This is a genomic window from Streptomyces sp. NBC_00328 (assembly GCF_036139655.1).
GTDB lineage: Bacteria > Actinomycetota > Actinomycetes > Streptomycetales > Streptomycetaceae > Streptomyces.
Genome location: NZ_CP108013.1, coordinates 3287401 through 3303250 on the forward strand (window position 1 = coordinate 3287401; position 15850 = coordinate 3303250).

At 70.4% G+C, this 15850-nt stretch carries 14 protein-coding genes and 1 pseudogene; 10 read left to right on the forward strand and 5 right to left on the reverse strand.

Annotation, left to right across the window (positions count from 1 at the left end):
- The first annotated feature begins 1 nt into the window (after position 1).
- Together OG485_RS14380 and OG485_RS14385 are read left to right on the forward strand one after the other, a co-directional pair.
- A complete protein-coding gene (locus OG485_RS14380; protein WP_328668712.1) occupies positions 2 to 1489 on the forward strand; it encodes an MFS transporter in 1488 nt (495 codons plus the stop codon).
- Positions 1486 to 2505, forward strand: a complete 1020-nt coding sequence (locus OG485_RS14385) for a TolB family protein (protein WP_328668713.1) — start codon at positions 1486 to 1488, stop codon at positions 2503 to 2505. The genes OG485_RS14380 and OG485_RS14385 overlap by 4 nt, the downstream gene beginning before the upstream one ends.
- Positions 2506 to 2534: 29 nt before the next feature.
- Here the strand turns inward: OG485_RS14385 and OG485_RS14390 are convergent, their stop codons facing one another.
- Positions 2535 to 3752 (reverse strand): LPXTG cell wall anchor domain-containing protein, encoded by a 1218-nt coding sequence (locus OG485_RS14390; protein ID WP_328668714.1) that lies wholly within the window; start codon positions 3750 to 3752, stop codon positions 2535 to 2537.
- A gap of 87 nt (positions 3753 to 3839) precedes the next feature.
- Between OG485_RS14390 and OG485_RS14395 the strand changes: the two genes are divergently transcribed.
- Entirely contained in the window at positions 3840 to 4115 is a 276-nt protein-coding gene (locus OG485_RS14395; RefSeq protein WP_328668715.1) for a hypothetical protein, read from the forward strand.
- A 116-nt stretch (positions 4116 to 4231) separates the two neighbouring features.
- Positions 4232 to 4981, forward strand: coding sequence for a maleylpyruvate isomerase family mycothiol-dependent enzyme (locus OG485_RS14400; protein ID WP_328668716.1), 750 nt, complete (start codon positions 4232 to 4234; stop codon positions 4979 to 4981).
- 135 nt (positions 4982 to 5116) lie between these two features.
- On the opposite strand, the gene OG485_RS14405 is transcribed toward OG485_RS14400, so the two are convergent.
- Positions 5117 to 5425, reverse strand: coding sequence for a hypothetical protein (locus OG485_RS14405; RefSeq protein ID WP_328668717.1), 309 nt, complete (start codon positions 5423 to 5425; stop codon positions 5117 to 5119).
- A gap of 180 nt (positions 5426 to 5605) precedes the next feature.
- Entirely contained in the window at positions 5606 to 6967 is a 1362-nt protein-coding gene (glnA, locus tag OG485_RS14410; protein ID WP_328668718.1) for a type I glutamate--ammonia ligase, read from the reverse strand.
- A 327-nt stretch (positions 6968 to 7294) separates the two neighbouring features.
- Here glnA and OG485_RS14415 point away from each other — a divergent pair, with 327 nt between their 5' ends.
- On the forward strand, positions 7295 to 8500 hold the full coding sequence (locus OG485_RS14415; protein ID WP_328668719.1) for a globin domain-containing protein: 1206 nt from the start codon (positions 7295 to 7297) through the stop codon (positions 8498 to 8500).
- A 118-nt stretch (positions 8501 to 8618) separates the two neighbouring features.
- Here the strand turns inward: OG485_RS14415 and OG485_RS14420 are convergent, their stop codons facing one another.
- Entirely contained in the window at positions 8619 to 9053 is a 435-nt protein-coding gene (locus tag OG485_RS14420) for an RrF2 family transcriptional regulator (protein WP_328668720.1), read from the reverse strand.
- A 274-nt stretch (positions 9054 to 9327) separates the two neighbouring features.
- Between OG485_RS14420 and OG485_RS14425 the strand changes: the two genes are divergently transcribed.
- The 3 genes and pseudogenes from OG485_RS14425 (at position 9328) to OG485_RS14435 (ending at position 11537) form a co-directional block, all read left to right on the forward strand.
- Positions 9328 to 9999, forward strand: coding sequence for a DUF3105 domain-containing protein (locus OG485_RS14425; protein ID WP_328668721.1), 672 nt, complete (start codon positions 9328 to 9330; stop codon positions 9997 to 9999).
- Complete coding sequence (locus OG485_RS14430; protein WP_328668722.1) at positions 9996 to 10619, forward strand: DUF305 domain-containing protein; 624 nt, start codon at positions 9996 to 9998, stop codon at positions 10617 to 10619. The genes OG485_RS14425 and OG485_RS14430 overlap by 4 nt, the downstream gene beginning before the upstream one ends.
- A 43-nt stretch (positions 10620 to 10662) precedes the next feature.
- Positions 10663 to 11537 (forward strand): annotated as a pseudogene (locus tag OG485_RS14435) (IS5 family transposase).
- 42 nt (positions 11538 to 11579) lie between these two features.
- Here OG485_RS14435 and OG485_RS14440 read toward each other — a convergent pair.
- Positions 11580 to 12266: an alpha/beta fold hydrolase gene (locus tag OG485_RS14440; RefSeq protein WP_328668723.1), complete on the reverse strand. Its 687-nt coding sequence runs from the start codon at positions 12264 to 12266 to the stop codon at positions 11580 to 11582.
- 218 nt (positions 12267 to 12484) lie between these two features.
- Here OG485_RS14440 and OG485_RS14445 point away from each other — a divergent pair, with 218 nt between their 5' ends.
- On the forward strand, positions 12485 to 13447 hold the full coding sequence (locus tag OG485_RS14445; RefSeq protein WP_328668724.1) for a helix-turn-helix transcriptional regulator: 963 nt from the start codon (positions 12485 to 12487) through the stop codon (positions 13445 to 13447).
- Positions 13448 to 13882: 435 nt separating this feature from the next.
- The gene (locus OG485_RS14450; protein ID WP_328668725.1) at positions 13883 to 15835 is read left to right on the forward strand and encodes a S53 family peptidase; all 1953 of its coding nucleotides are present in this window, start codon (positions 13883 to 13885) and stop codon (positions 15833 to 15835) included.
- Positions 15836 to 15850: the final 15 nt, after the last annotated feature.

The following is a 15850-nucleotide window of genomic DNA, read 5'->3' on the forward strand; positions in this document are numbered from 1 at the left end:
CATGTACGTAGCGGACAGCCGCGCCAGCAGACCGGAGACTCCGGCGGCGTCCGCGGAAAGCGCCGCCCGGCCACAAGCCGGGCGGCGCGTCGCCGCGGTCGCTCCCACGGTGCTGGCACTCGGCGCGGTCAGCCTGATCACCGACGTCTCCTCGGAGATGGTGACGGCGGTCCTGCCCCTGTACCTGGTGGCGGGACTAGGCCTGTCGCCCCTCGGATTCGGGCTCCTCGACGGGATCTACAACGGCTTCTCGGCCCTGGTCCGCCTGGCCGGGGGACACCTCGCCGACCGGGGCGGCGGCCGCCACAAGTGGGTGGCGGGTGCCGGATACGCCCTCTCGGCCGTCTGCAAACCGCTGCTCCTGGTGGCACAGACCCTGACCCCCATCGGCCTGGTCCTCGCCGCCGACCGCACCGGCAAGGGCCTGCGCACCGCCCCGCGCGACGCCCTGATCTCCCTGTCGAGCAGCCCGGAGACGCGCGGCCGCGCCTTCGGTGTCCACCGCGCGATGGACACGGCGGGCGCCCTGCTGGGCCCGCTCGTCGCCTTCCTGATCCTCCGGGCGACCGTCGACGGCTACGACGCGGTCTTCATGGTGAGCTTCTGCGTGGCCGTCGTGGGCGTCCTGGTCCTGGTGCTGTTCGTGCCGGGCGGTCCGGCCGCGCGGTCCACACGTACGACGCCGGTGCCGGCGTCGGCACCGGCAGCCCGTCCGGGGTCCGGGGCGTCCCCCGCCCCGACCGTGGACATCCGGGAAACGGGCACCCCCGGCAGCGCCTCCGAAAGCCTCCCGGACTCCCCTGGCTCCCCTGGCTCCCCTGGCTCCCAGAGTCCGCTTGCGGCGGCCGAGGGCACCGCCGCGCCCGCCGTCCGCGCCGAGCCCCGCCCCACCCTGCGCGCCGCCCTCGCCCTGCTGCGCCGCCCGGAGCTGCGCGGGATCACGCTCTGTGCGCTCCTGCTGGGTCTGGCCACCGTCAGCGACTCGTTCATGTTCCTGCTGCTCCAGCGCAGGCTCGGGGTGCCGGACCACTGGTTCGCGCTGCTGCCCGTAGGCACCGCCGCCGCGTTCCTGCTGCTGGCGGTACCGCTGGGCCGGCTCGCGGACCGGGCCGGCCGATGGCGGGTGTTCCTGTCCGGTCACGGCGCCCTGCTCCTCGCCTACGGCCTGCTGCTGACGTCCTGGCACGGTACGGCGCTGCCGTTCGCCGTCCTGTTCCTGCACGGCGGCTTCTACGCGGCGACGGACGGCGTACTCATGGCCGCGGCCTCGGACAGCGTGCCCGAGGAGCTGCGGTCGTCCGGGCTCGCGCTGGTCCAGACGGGGCAGGCGCTGGCCCGTTTCGTCTGCTCGCTCGCCTTCGGCGCGGCCTGGACGGCGTGGGGCGACCGTACGGCGCTCACGGCGTCGGCCGTGGCACTCGCCCTGTGCGCCCTGTTCTCGACGATCCTGCGCCCCGTCCGCCGCACTCCCTCAGAAGGCCTCGTATGACGCTGCGCACCCGCATCCTGGTCCTGGTCTCGGCCCTGGTCGTCCTGGCGGGCGTCGCGACGGCCTCCGTGCTGCACGCCTCGGCCCGCGCGGAGCGCCGCGACCGGGCCCAGCCGGGCGGCCCGCGGATCACCGCGGGGCCGGTCTCCCTGACCGACTCCCGGCGGCTGGTCTTCCGCAACATGGCGTGGGGCCCGCACCGCGACGAGCTGACGTCCGTCCCGGCGTCCGACCCGTCGGGCCCGCGCACCGCGTCCAAGGTCAAGTGCCTGCGCTTCTACGCCGCTTCGGGCACCGGGGTGTGCCTCCAGGCGGTGCGCGGCACGGTCCAGGACACCTACCGGGCGGTGATCCTCGACGGCGCTCTGCACGTCAGGGCCCGCTACGACGTGCCCGGCATCCCGTCCCGCGCCCGCGTCTCGCCCAGCGGCCGGTACGCCGCCTGGACCGCGTTCGTGGGCGGCGACTCCTACGCGGGCACGAACTTCTCCACCCGGGCGGCGATCGTCGACACCCGCACGGGGAGGCTGACGCCGTCCCTGGAGGCGTACCGGGTGGTGAAGGACGGCAGGACCTACCGGTCGGCCGACGTCAACTTCTGGGGTGTCACGTTCACGGACGACGACCGCGGGTTCTACGCCACCATGGCCACGCACGGCACGACCTACCTGGTCCGCGGCGACCTGGCCGCCCGCACCGTCACCACCCTGCACACGAACGTGGAGTGCCCGTCCCTCTCCCCCGACGGCACCCGGGTCGCCTTCAAGAAGCGCGTCAAGGGCCTTCCCGAGGACGCTCCTTGGCATCTGTACGTGCTGGATCTGCGCACGGGACACGAAACGGCGCTCGCCGAGCCCCGCAGCGTCGACGACCAGGTGGTCTGGCGCGACGACCACACCCTCCTCTACGCCCTCCCCGGCGACTACGGGGCCGACCTGTGGACACTCCCGTCCGACGGCACGGGAAAGCCGCGGCGCGTCAGCACCGCGGCCGTGTCACCCGCGTACGTGCGTTAGGGCCCGTCGCCCGCCGTCCGCCGTCCGGATCAGACGGCGCGGCGACGGCGGACGGCCAGGACCAGGCCGCCTCCGAGGGCGGCCGTGGCGGCCGCGGCGCCGACGAGGAGCGGGGTGCCGTCGGAGCCGGTATTCGCGAGGCTGCCGTCGACGTCACCGCTGGTGGAGCCGGCCGACGTGGAGCCCGTACCGCCGGTACCACCCGTACCACCCGTGCTGCCGGAGCCGCCGGTGGACTGGCCCTCGGGGTCGTTGCCGCCGGAGGAGGTCCCCGGGGAGGTGGCGGAGGCCGACGGGCTCGGGTCCTCCTCGTTGTCGGTGGGGATGGCGACGTGGATCTTGGCCGTGTCGTTGGCCGGGTTCTTGTCGAAGGCCGGGTGGATGTCGTAGACGGAGGTCGCCTTCACCGAGCCGTCGGTGGTCTTCGTGCCCTTCGCGACATCCAGCATGAAGGTGTACGTGAGGGCCTGGCCGACCTCGATGGTGTGGTCGTCGGGCGAGCAGACGTACGTGGCCCTGCCCGGCGTCCCCCCGGGCGCGTTCGGGCCGTCGATCCCGAACGGCTGGCAGTCCTGGGGAACCTTGGAGGCGGTCGTGCCCTTGGGTATCCGCACCATGAGCGCCGGCTGGTCGTCGCTCGTCTGGTTCTGGATCCAGCCGGGGCCGTCGTTGCGGAGCTGCACGTTGATGGACTGCTGACCGCCCGCGAGGGCTTCGGTGTCCTCACCGACGGCCACGAGGTCGGCCGAGCTGTCGGCGTCCAGGGTCAGCCGCCGGTAGCTCTCGGAGAATCCCTCGCCCGGGGCCGCGCCCGTGGCCGAGGTGCCGTACTCGACCACCTCCATCAGCGCCTTGGGCAGCGCCTTGAACCGCACGGGCGTCTCGACCGAGGCACCGGGCTCGATGACCGTGTCGAGCTCGCAGAGGGCCTGCCTGACCTGGTCCGCGATGGTCGAGTAGGTACAGCCCTTCACCTCCTCGGGGAAGTCGAGCCCGCGGGTCAGCCGGACCCGGAAGGTGAAACCGTCCGCGGCCGCGGTGCCCTTGTTGGTGATGACGACGTTCTTGTCGTACACGTCACCGGGCTTGGGGGACGCGCTCGGCAGAGTCGATATCTCCAGGGAGGCCTCACCCGGTTCGGCGTACGCCGGGGCCGCGGAGAGCGCGGGAACGGCCGCGGCGAACGCGGCGGCGGCCACGAATGCCGCCGGCTTACGAAGGTGTGACGGGCGGAAGCGCTGACGCACGGTGGGGTCTCCTCGTCGGAACCTGACGGACGACGACCGGAGGTCAACCGTCCGGTCACGTACTGGACACCTGAGAGGCGCCGAGGGTTGTGCGACCGTTCGAGAAAAGAGGGTCAGGGCTCCACCACCTCGGCGGAGAAGTTCTGGTACATCCCGGGTTGCATCTACTTCGGTGCCGCCTACTTCCAGAAGGTCCCGGTGAAGAAGGCGCCGAGCGAGTACGGGCTGGTCGAGCTGACCGGTGCCGGGAAGTTCTGGTACGTCGTCGAGTGCATCTTCTTCGGCGCCGGCTGCTTCGCGAAGGTCACCATCAAGAAGGCGCTGTCCGAGGTCCGGAACGCCGGCGGGATCCCCACCGTCTGACGGCACCACGGCAACAGACGGACGACGGGCCCGAACCGCAGGAAGCGACCCGGGCCCGTGGGCTGCTTGTTGCACCCACGCCCTCCGGCTCGTCGGCCGACCGTAAGGTAACGGCCGTGACCGAGACCACCAGCATCGTTCTCGCAGACATCGATCTCCTCCTCGACGAGATCCGAGCCTCCGTCGCGCGAATCGGCACCAGCCTCGGCTCGCTGACCCACCTCCAGGCCCGCGAGCCGTCAGCACTGCCCGGCTGGAGCCGCGGCCACGTCATCACCCACCTCGCCCGCAGCGCCGACGTCTACCGGTGGCTGCTGACACTGGCCCGCACCGGCACGGAGCCCGGCCCACGGGCGAACGCCGCCGTCCTCGACCGTGCGCTGCGCGAGGGCGCCGGGCGCTCCGCCGGTGAGCTCGTCGCCGACCTGCGCGGCAGTCTTGACCGACTGCTCGACGAGGCCCAGGTCATGCCGGCCGAACGCTGGTTCGTCCTCGTCACCGCACTCGCAGGGTGGCGGCACCCTGCCTGGTTCACTCTCCAGCGCTGCCGGCGTGAACTCGAGACCCATCACGTCGACCTGAACCTGGGTTACACCACAGCCGACTGGCCTTCCGACTACGTCACATGGGCGCTTGACGACACCGTCGCCGCGCTCGCTGCACGCGGCTTCCCGGTAGCCCGCATCCAGGCCACCGACCTCGCTCGCGCCTGGACCCTGGCCCCGGCCGGCCCCACCGTCACCGGCTCGGGTCGCTCCGTCCTCGCCTGGCTCGCCGGACGAGGCACGGACACGCCACTCCGATCGGACGCTCCGCTACCGGACCCGCCCCGATGGCCGCTCCCGCCGACGCCGGGCTGGTCCTGAGCCCGACCGACTGCCACAGACGGCCCAGGGGCGGTGAGGACAGCCGTGGGACCTACGCTCATCGACCGCGGGCCCCACGTGCTGGACCGTGCGAAGCCGAACACGACGGTCCCCAGCACCATCCGGCCCACGCCGCTAACCCCGATCTCCCCTGTCCGCGCCCGCAGGACGCCGGCTCGCCCGGACCACCCCGACGCTGAAAGCCATGATTACGGCGCCAACCGTTCTTCCCGCCGAATGCATCAGATCGCTGGACGCCGCCTCTCCGGCCGCCATCGAGAACAGGCCGGCGGCGAACATCAGCACCCCCAAGCCGTAGACGCGAGTGTGCTCCACCGCCGGCCGGACGTTGGGAAGTACCCAGCCGACAGCGATCGCCGCGATGCCGCCGACGGCGGCCACCAACGCGCACAGGGCAACAAGTGCCGCGAAGTAGATGGCCATGAGTCCCCTCCGAGTGCCAGATCCAGGGCGGATGCCCGCGTGATCTTTACACCCGCCGCGCCCTACGTCCACACACGCCCGCAGTCCGCTGCCACCACGTCCAGAGGACAGCCGTGGGGCCCGCGGTCATCGACCGCGGGCCCCACGTGCTGGACGAGAGAAAACGCCCCTGACCTGCCCCTACAGCACCGGCAGGTTCTTCCGCAGCTCGAAGGCGGTGACCTCGCTGCGGTACTCCTCCCACTCCGCCTTCTTGTTGCGCAGGAAGAAGTCGAAGACGTGCTCGCCGAGGGTCTCGGCGACGAGTTCGCTGCGCTGCATGAGCGTCAGGGCCTCGCCGAGGTTCTGCGGGAGGGGCTCGATGCCCATGGCGCGGCGCTCGCCGTCGGAGAGGGCCCAGACGTCGTCGTCGGCGCCCGGCGGGAGCTCGTACCCCTCCTCGATGCCCTTCAGGCCCGCGGCCAGGAGCAGCGCGTAGGCGAGGTACGGGTTCGCGCCCGAGTCGATCGAGCGGACCTCGACCCGCGCGGAGCCGGTCTTGCCGGGCTTGTACATCGGCACGCGGACGAGGGCGGAGCGGTTGTTGTGGCCCCAGCAGATGTACGAGGGGGCCTCGCCGCCGGCGCCCGCGGTGCGCTCCGAGCCGCCCCAGATGCGCTTGTAGGAGTTGACCCACTGGTTGGTGACGGCGGAGATCTCCGCGGCATGCTTCAGGAGGCCGGCGATGAAGGAGCGTCCGACCTTGGAGAGCTGGTACTCCGAGCCGGACTCGTAGAACGCGTTGCGGTCGCCCTCGAAGAGGGAGAGGTGCGTGTGCATGCCGCTGCCCGGGTACTCCGAGAACGGCTTCGGCATGAAGGTGGCCTGCACGCCCTGCTCCAGCGCGACCTGCTTCATGATCAGCCGGAAGGTCATGATGTTGTCGGCCGTGGAGAGCGCGTCGGCGTAGCGCAGGTCGATCTCCTGCTGGCCGGGGGCCCCCTCGTGGTGGCTGAACTCGACCGAGATGCCCATCGACTCCAGCATCGTGATGGCCTGGCGCCGGAAGTCCTGGCCGACGTTCTGCGGGGTGTGGTCGAAGTAGCCGGAGTTGTCGGCCGGGGTGGGCCGTGAGCCGTCCAGCGGGCGGTTCTTCAGCAGGAAGAACTCGATCTCGGGGTGGGTGTAGAAGGTGAAGCCCAGGTCCGAGGTCTTGGCGAGGGCGCGCTTGAGGACGTAGCGCGGGTCCGCGAAGGACGGGGAGCCGTCCGGCATGAGGATGTCGCAGAACATGCGGGCCGTGCCGGGGGCCTCGGCGCGCCAGGGCAGCACCTGGAAGGTGCCCGGGTCCGGCTTGGCGATCATGTCGGACTCGTACACGCGGGCGAAGCCCTCGATGGCCGAGCCGTCGAAGCCGATGCCCTCGTCGAAGGCCTGTTCCAGCTCGGCCGGGGCCACGGCCACCGACTTGAGGAAGCCGAGTACGTCCGTGAACCACAGACGTACGAACCGGATGTCACGCTCCTCCAGTGTCCGGAGCACGAACTCCTGCTGCTTGTCCATCTTCCGCTTCCACCCATCCTTGCTGGTCAGGCCGCCTGCTCCCACGCCTCGAAGACGATCGGCGCACCTGAGCATCCCACCACAACACCATTTCATGCGCGTTGCGGACCATGATCGGCCGGGCGACCTCGGCCTGAACGCCTCGCGTACGGAAGGTGTCCTGCTCTGCCGCACATACTGCCTGCTCACACGCGCACCCGTAAGGGCAGGCCGGTACTCACCCGTCCCTCGTCTTTAAATTTGCATCTCAGATGCAAGTTTTATTAGTGTGCGATCCATGCGGAGAGGTGCAACCCACCGCTCCGGCCCCGGCTTTGAGGAGTCCTGATGCTGTCCGAACAATCCGCTGTCACCGTGCGCGCGACTCTCCCCGTGGTCGGCGCCGCCATCGGTGAGATCACCGAGCGCTTCTACTCCCGGCTGTTCAGCGCGCACCCCGAGCTGCTCCGGGACCTGTTCAACCGCGGCAACCAGGCCGCGGGCACCCAGCGTCAGGCCCTCGCGGGATCCATCGCCGGCTTCGCGACCTACCTGGTCGGCCACCCCGACGAGCGGCCCGACGCGATGCTGAGCCGCATCGCCCACAAGCACGCCTCCCTGGGCGTCGCGCCCGAGCAGTACAAGGTCGTGCACGAGCACCTGTTCGCCGCCATCGTCGAGGTGCTCGGCGACGCGGTCACCGCGGAGGTCGCCGCCGCCTGGGACGAGGTGTACTGGCTCATGGCGAACGCCCTGATCGCCATCGAGAAGCGCCTGTACGACGAGAACGCGGACGACGGGGCCCTGCACCCCTGGGTGGTCACCGAGCGCATCGAGGAGACCGCCGACGTCGCCACCTTCCGGATCCGCCCGGCCGACGGCGGAGCCCTGCCGGACTTCCGCGCGGGCCAGTACGTCTCCGTCGGCGTCGAACTCCCGGACGGCGCCCGCCAGATACGTCAGTACAGCCTCTCCAGCGCGCCCGGTTCGCCGGTACGCCAGATCAGCGTCAAGCGGGTTCGCGCGGACGAGAACGCCGGCGTGACGAGCCCCGAGGGCGAGGTCTCCAACCATCTGCACGCCCACGTCCGCGAGGGCAGCGTCCTGGAGGTCTCCGCGCCGTACGGCGACCTGGTCCTCGACGACACGGACGCCCCCCTCCTCCTCGCCTCGGCGGGCATCGGTGTCACCCCGATGATCGCCATGCTGGAGCAGCTCACGATCTCCGGCCACAAGGCCCCGGTCACCGTGGTGCACGCCGACCGCTCCCCCGCCGAGCACGCGCTGCGCGCCGACCACGAGGCGTTCGCGGGCAAGCTCGCCGACGCGGAGACCCACTTCTGGTACGAGCGTCCCGAGCCCGGCCACCCCGCCGAGCGGACCGGTCTGGTCGACCTCTCCGGAGTGACCGTGCGACCGGGCACGCACGCCTACCTGTGCGGCCCGCTGCCCTTCATGCGCGCGGTACGGACGCAGCTCCTCGACAAGGGCGTGCCCGCCTCCGACATCCACTACGAGGTGTTCGGACCGGACCTCTGGCTGGCCCAGGGCTAGGTGCAGTGCCCCGTGAGGTCCGGGACCGTACCCGTGACCGGCCCAGGGCCAGGGCCCGCACCGGACCTCTGGCCGGCCGCGGGCCCGAAGGGGTGCCGTCCGGACCGGTCCGGACGCGCTACGGCCTGCGGGTGATCCCCAGCAGCACGGGCCCGGTCGGCTCGGCGACGACGTCGGCGATGGTCAGCGGGTCCAGAGTGGCGTAGAAGGCCTCCTGGGCCCGCCGCAGGGCGCCCCGCAGCCGGCACGCCGAGACGAGCGGGCACGGTGTGGCGCCCTCGCACTCGACGACGTCACCCTCTCCCTCGAAGACGCGCACGATCGCGCCGACGGACTCCGCGCGCCCCTTCTCGGTGAGCGTGAGACCACCTCCCCTGCCGCGCCGGGCGTCGAGCAGCCCGAGGTGCTGAAGTTCGGCGACGACCTTGGCGGTGTGCGTGTAGGGGACCCTCATGTCGTCCGCGACCTCGCGCGTGGTGGGCGTCGAGTCGCCGACGACGGCCAGTCGCATCAGGACGCGAAGAGCCAGGTCGGTGGAGCGCAGCAGCCGCATACCCGACAGGGTAGGTAATGCGCATCTCCGGTTCAAATTTTCTTCCGGCTCAGGTCCGGGGCGGTTCGGGTCCGGGGCGGTTCGGGTCCGGGGCGGTTCGGGTCCGGGGACGGTTCGCATCCGGCCCGCGCACCTCCACCCCGCTCTCGTCCACCCACTCCTTCGGCCAATCCCGTGCATTCCCTGGGCCAATCCCGCGCCCTCCCTGCCGACGCGCCTCCCTGCCCGATTACGATCGGCGCACCCGCCCGTCCCATCCTCATAAGGATTCACCATGGGTTCCGCCAAGAACACCAGCACCGGATCGCGCAAGGACCGCATCGAGGAGCTGCGCCGTGCCGAGCGCGCCCGTGAACGGCGCAACCGGTTCCTCGTGATCGCGGCCAGCACGGTCGCCGTCGCCGGTCTTGTCGCCGGTGCTGTCGTGCTCGTCCAGTCGCAGTCGGACGACGGCAAGAAGGACACGGCGAGCGACTCGAAGCAGCAGTCGGGGCACTTCGTCACGGGCGCGGACGGGGTGAACACCTGGAAGGGCACCCTGACGCGCAACCACGTCTCGAAGACCGTGACGTACGCGATGGAGCCGCCGGTCGGCGGTGACCACAACCAGGTGTGGATGAACTGCAACGGCGACGTCTACACCAAGGCCGTCGACAACATGAACGCCGTGCACTCCCTGGAGCACGGCGCGGTCTGGGTGACGTACAACAGCAAGGCGTCCGAGGCCGATGTGAAGGCGCTCGCGGCGAAGGTCGAGAAGACCCCGTACACGCTGATGAGCCCGGTCGAGGACCAGAAGGACCCGATCATGCTGAGCGCCTGGGGCAAGCAGCGCTCGGTCACCGGCGCGAAGGACAAGAACGTCGACGCGTTCCTCTCGGAGTTCGTGCAGGGCAAGCAGACTCCCGAGCCGGGCGCGGCCTGCACCAACGGCCTGTCGCAGTGAGGCACGTCGGGTGGGTCGCGGGTGCAGCGGCGACCGTGCTCGTCGCGGCCGGGGCGGTCACGTACGCGGTAGCCGACGGCGGCGACTCCGGGACGCGAACGCCCGCGGCGGACTCCGCGGACGCGGGCTTCGCCCGGGACATGGCGGTCCACCATCAGCAGGCCGTCGAGATGTCCTACATCGTGCGGGACCGCACCAAGGACACGGAGGTACGGCGCCTCGCGTACGACATCGCCCAGACCCAGGCCAACCAGCGGGGCATGCTGCTCGGCTGGCTCGACCTGTGGGAGCTGCCGAAGGTGTCCCCGGACCCGCCGATGACCTGGATGGGCATGGGTGACATGGCGTCCGGGAAGGACGGCTCGCTGATGCCGGGCATGGCCACCAACACCGAGATGAAGCGGCTCGGCACGCTCGACGGGAAGCAGGCCGAGGTCTTCTACCTCCAGCTGATGACCGATCACCACAAGGGCGGCATCCACATGGCCGAGGGCTGTGTCGCCAAGTGCGAGGTCGGCGTGGAGAAGCGGCTCGCACAGGGCATGGTCGACGCCCAGCAGTCGGAGATCACGTTGATGGCGGACATGCTGAAGGCCCGGGGCGCGGAGGCCCGCGACTAGGGCGTGCATCGAAAGTGGATCTTGCATGTGACGATCTTGGTTCGTGTCACGTGGAGATCTGACGGACGAACAATGGGACGTGCTGGAACCACTCTTGCCCAAGGGTGGAAAGCCAGGCCGACCGCCGATACGGCCCCGACGGCAGCTGATCAACGGCATACGGTTCCGGGTCCGCACCGGCATCCCCCTGGCGGGACATGCCCGACGAGTACGGTCCCTGGGGCCGGGCATACGACCTGTTCCGCCGGTGACAGCGGGACGGCTCCTGGCAGCGGGTCTTTGCCGCGCTGCAGGCCCGGGCGGATGCCAAGGACCTGATCACCTGGGACATTAGCGTCGACTCCACGGTGTGCCGGGCCCACCAGCACGCCGCCGGGGCACGGAAGGGGGATCTCCCAAAAGAGCCGCCTGGCGGCGTCGCCGCGGAGCCGGGCGACCACGGGCTCGGCCACTCGCGCGGCGGGCCGAGCACCAAGCTTCACCTTGCGGTGGAGCAGGGCCAGAAGCCCATGTCCATCGTGATCACGGCTGGTCAGCGGGGCGACTCCCCGCAGTTCGAGGCCGTGCTCGGCCGCATCCGGGTGCCCCGATCGACTGCGGGCCGGCCCCATACCCGGCCCCCGCCGCGTCCACGCCGACAGGGCGTACTCGTCCCGGAAGAACCGCGCCTACCTGCGCAGACGCGGGATCCGCCGCACCATTCCGAACAAGGTCGACCAGCTGGCCGACCGCCGCAGGCTCGGCTCCCGCGGCGGTCGGCCACCGACGTTCGACAAGGCCGACCACCGCGAGCGCCACGCCGTCGAATGCGGCATCAATCGCCTCAAGCGTCACCGCGCCGTGGCCACCAGATACGACAAGCTCGCGGTGCGCCACGAGGCGACGGTTCCGGTGGCGGCCATCAACGAGTGGCTGTGACCAGCACACCCAGGGTCTTGCTCGTGCCTGGTAATTCCCCCGTCAGGCCGCGTTGGCTGCCGCAGCCAGAATCCGGGCCAGCTCGGCAGGCTGGGTGATCATGGGCCAGTGGCCGGAGTCGATGTCGGCAAAGTCGACGTGCTTGGCCCGGGCGAGCTCCGGGACGTCGCCGGCGTTGATCAACTCCTGCGCTTGCGCGGGCGTGAACTCCGGACATACGACCACGACCGGGATGTCGAACCTCCGTTCGTCTGTCAGCCGTACCACTCCTTTGGCCACGCCTGCGGGCACGGGGATCGCGGCAGCCGCCAACTCTCGCCTGGCCCCGTCGTCGAGGTCGGCGGCGTCCGGCCCCTCGAACGGGCCCCAGCCAGGGAAGGGCATGACGTCGTCTCGCACCTCGAAAAAGTCGGCGTACGGCTGGCCGTCGGCGGTCGGGAAACCGCCGATGAGGGCGACCTTGGCCAGCCGATCCGGCCGCAGATCGGCGGCCAGCCAGGCCAGCGTGCAGGCGGCGGAATGCCCCACCACCATGGGCTTGCCGGACGCCGCGTCCACAGCGGCGAGCACCGCCTCCAACTGGTCGTCGAGCGTGGCGGATACGGAGCCGTCCCCCTGGCCCGGGAGGGTGAGCGGCACGGGGCGATGGCCGAGCGACTCCAGCGCGGACGCGACGCGGCCCCACACGGATCCGTTCAGCCACAGGCCACCGATGAGCAGGATGTCCATGGTCAGTTCCCCTTCTCCAGCTTCATGGATGGCACCGTAGGAGGAGATCCGGACAATCCGCTGCCGGTTTATCCGGCGATCACCCGAGCGTCCTGGGCGAAGTCCGGTGGCGGTCCACGTATGGAAACCAGACCCGGTCGCCCTCGCCCCACGGGTCCGGGGCGAAGCCTCGGACTCCTTTGACCGTGGAGCTCAGCGGAGCGGATTAGCCTGCTCTCGTGTCGAACGATCTCAGCCCCACCGCGCGTGCGCTGCGCACCCTGGAGATCCTCCAGACCCGCCCCGGTACGACGGCCGGCGAACTCGCCGTGCGGCTGGGCGTCACGGAGCGAGCCGCGCGCCGGTACGTCGGGATCCTCCGAGAGGCCGGCATCCCCGTAGAGTCGGCCCGGGGGCCGCATGGCGGGTACCGGCTGGGGCGCGGGACGAGGCTGCCCCCTGTGCACTTCACGCAGTCCGAGGCCCTCGGCCTGGTGATGGCGGTACTCAGCGGCCAGCCGACCGCGGCCGACACCGACGACCTGGTCGGCACCGCCCTGGGCAAGGTCGTCAAGGCGCTTCCGGAGAATGTCGGCCAACAGGCGGCAATGCTGCGGGAGTACGCGTCGGCCGCAGCGGACCCGTACTCGGCCCGCCCCGATCCGGCCATCACCAGCGAACTCGTCGACGCCGTCGCGACCCGGCGCCGCGTGTTGGTCACGTACCGCAGCGAGGCCGGCAACGAGTGGGAGGCGGAAGTGGATCCCTGGTCCATCGTCGTCCGCTACGGGCGCTGGTACTTGCTGTGCCATTCCCATCGTGTGGACGCAATCCGCACCTACCGGGTCGACCGGGTCCGCGCGGTCCGGCCGACCGAGCACGGTTTCGAGCCGCCCAAGGGCCTCGACCCGGTCGCGGCGCTCGAGGAGAACCTGGGCATCGGATGGGAGTTCGCCACCCGCGTGGTGTTCGACGCTCCCCTGACCGAGGTGGCCCCGTGGATCCGGCCGCCCATGGGGCGGCTCGAGCCCTTGGGGGACGGATGCGTGCTGGTTGGCAGCACCCGCAACCCGGACATGTACGCGCAGGAATGGCTGGCGAGGGTGCCGTTCGCCTTCCGCGTCGAAGGCGGGAAGGAACTGCGTGCCGCGGTTGCGGCGGTCGTGGCGCGTTTCACCGCCGCCGTGGCGGACCAGTCCTGACCGTGCCCTTGGGAACTGGCCATCTGCACAGGCTTGCGATCCCGCTACGAGGCAACGTCCTCTTCAGGGCCATCGACGAGTGGCCGTGACCAACACATTCGACACAGGCCTTAGGGCCTGACCAGAGCCTGACCGGCGCAGGGACGGGGGGAGACTCGATCCGCTCACAGAAGTCGCGTGCCTCTTTACAGAGTTCGGATCGGGATCGAGGGAAAACCCTCGACTATGGGCGAGGGTGCATGTCAAACCACCCCAAATGATCGCCAATTGCTGCCACTTGGTCTTTCCTTGGCTTTTTCATTCCCCTGGCATGAACGGTTCACGGTAAGAGTTGCCCCCATCTGTGATCCATTCCTCACGCTCCGGCAGGACGTGGGGCTTTCGCATGGATCACCGCAACCACTACATGCGACGAATCGCATCGCAGGGGGTTCTATGAGATCCAACCGCGCCACCGCGCGCGCCGGAGTGAGTCTGGCGGCAACGCTGCCCCTGCTCGCCGGCGCGCTGGCGCTCGGCATACCCGCGGCATCCGCCGCGGACGGCCCGAGCCGGGACACGCTCGCGGGCACGAAACCCGCGTGGGCGACCGCCCACGCGGACAAGGGAGCGGCTTCCGACAGCTCCCAGGTCTCGGCCCGGGTGTACTTCGCCGGACGGGACGCCAAGGGCCTGGCCGCGTACGCCAGGTCCGTGTCCGACCCGCACTCGGCTTCGTACGGGAAATACCTCAGCGCCAAGAAGGCGCAGTCACGTTTCGGCGCCTCCAAGGCCCAGGTCACCGCGGTGGCCTCTTGGCTGAAGTCGGCGGGCCTGAAGGTCACCGGAACGACGCAGCACTACGTCTCGGTGACCGGCGACGTGGCCGCCGCCGAGAAGGCGTTCGGCACCCAGCTGCACAACTACGCCAAGGGCAGCAAGACTTACCGGGCGCCGTCGAAGACGGCTTCCGCGCCTGCCGCCCTGAACGGCGCCGTCCTGACCGTCACCGGCCTGGACAACGCGCCGCACAAGGCGCAGCACGCCGATCAACTGCCGCCTCCGGACGCGGTGTTCAAGAACTCCGGGCCGTTCTCCTCGTACTACGGCTCGAAGACCGCGAGCACGCTGCCCGACGCGTACGGAACGAAGATCCCGTACGCCGTCCAGGGCTACACCGGAAAGCAGCTGCGCGCGGCGTACGGGGCGGGCAAGCGCACCGGCAAGAACGTGCGGGTCGCCATCACCGACGCGTACGCCTCGCCGACCATCGCGTTCGACGCCGCCACCTACGCCGGCAAGCACGGCGACGCCGCGTACTCCAGCGGTCAGCTCCGTCAGGTGCTGCCCAAGAAGTACACGAAGACCGAGGAGTGCGGGGCGGCCGGCTGGTACGGCGAGGAGACCCTCGACGTCGAGGCCGTGCACGCGGTCGCGCCGGGCGCGAGCATCACGTACGTGGGTGCCGCCTCCTGCTACGACGACGATCTGCTCGACTCGCTCAACAAGATCGTCGACGGGCACCTGGCCGACATCGTCTCCAACTCGTGGGGCGACATCGAGGCCAACCAGACCCCGGACCTGGCCGCGGCCTACGACCAGACGTTCCAGTTCGGCGCGGTCGAGGGCATCGGCTTCTACTTCTCCTCCGGTGACAACGGCGACGAGGTCGCCAACACCGGTACGAAGCAGGTCGACACCCCGGCCAACTCGGCGTGGGTGACGGCGGTCGGCGGTACCTCGCTGGCGGTCGGCAAGAACGACACGTACCTGTTCGAGACCGGCTGGGGCACCGAGAAGGCCACGCTGTCCGAGGACGGCAAGAGCTGGACCGGGTTCCCGGGCGCGTTCACCTCGGGTGCCGGCGGCGGCACCAGCAAGACCGTGGCGGCGCCCTACTACCAGAAGGGTGTCGTCCCGAACGCGCTGGTCAAGGCCAACAACGCGGCGGGCAACCGGGTCGTCCCGGACATCTCGGCGATCGCCGACCCCAACACCGGTTTCAAGGTCGGCCAGACGCAGACCTTCCCGGACGGGACGGAGCAGTACAGCGAGTACCGGATCGGCGGCACCTCGCTGGCGGCCCCGGTGATCGCGGCCGTCCAGGCGCTCGCCCAGGAGGCGCGCGGCGGCAAGGCGATCGGTTTCGCCAACCCGTCGATCTACGCCAAGGCCGGCTCGAAGGCGTACCACGACGTCACCGACACGCCCGGCGGCAAGCAGTACGCCGTGGCCCGCGTCGACTTCGTCAACGGCTTCGACGCCGCCGACGGCGTGGCGACCTCGGTCCGCAGCCTCGGCCAGGACAGCTCGCTGAAGGCGGTCAAGGGCTACGACGACGTCACCGGCGTCGGCACGCCCGCGAACGGCTACGTCGAGTCGTACGCCACCACCAAGCACCACCGCTGACGTCCGCTCCACGGC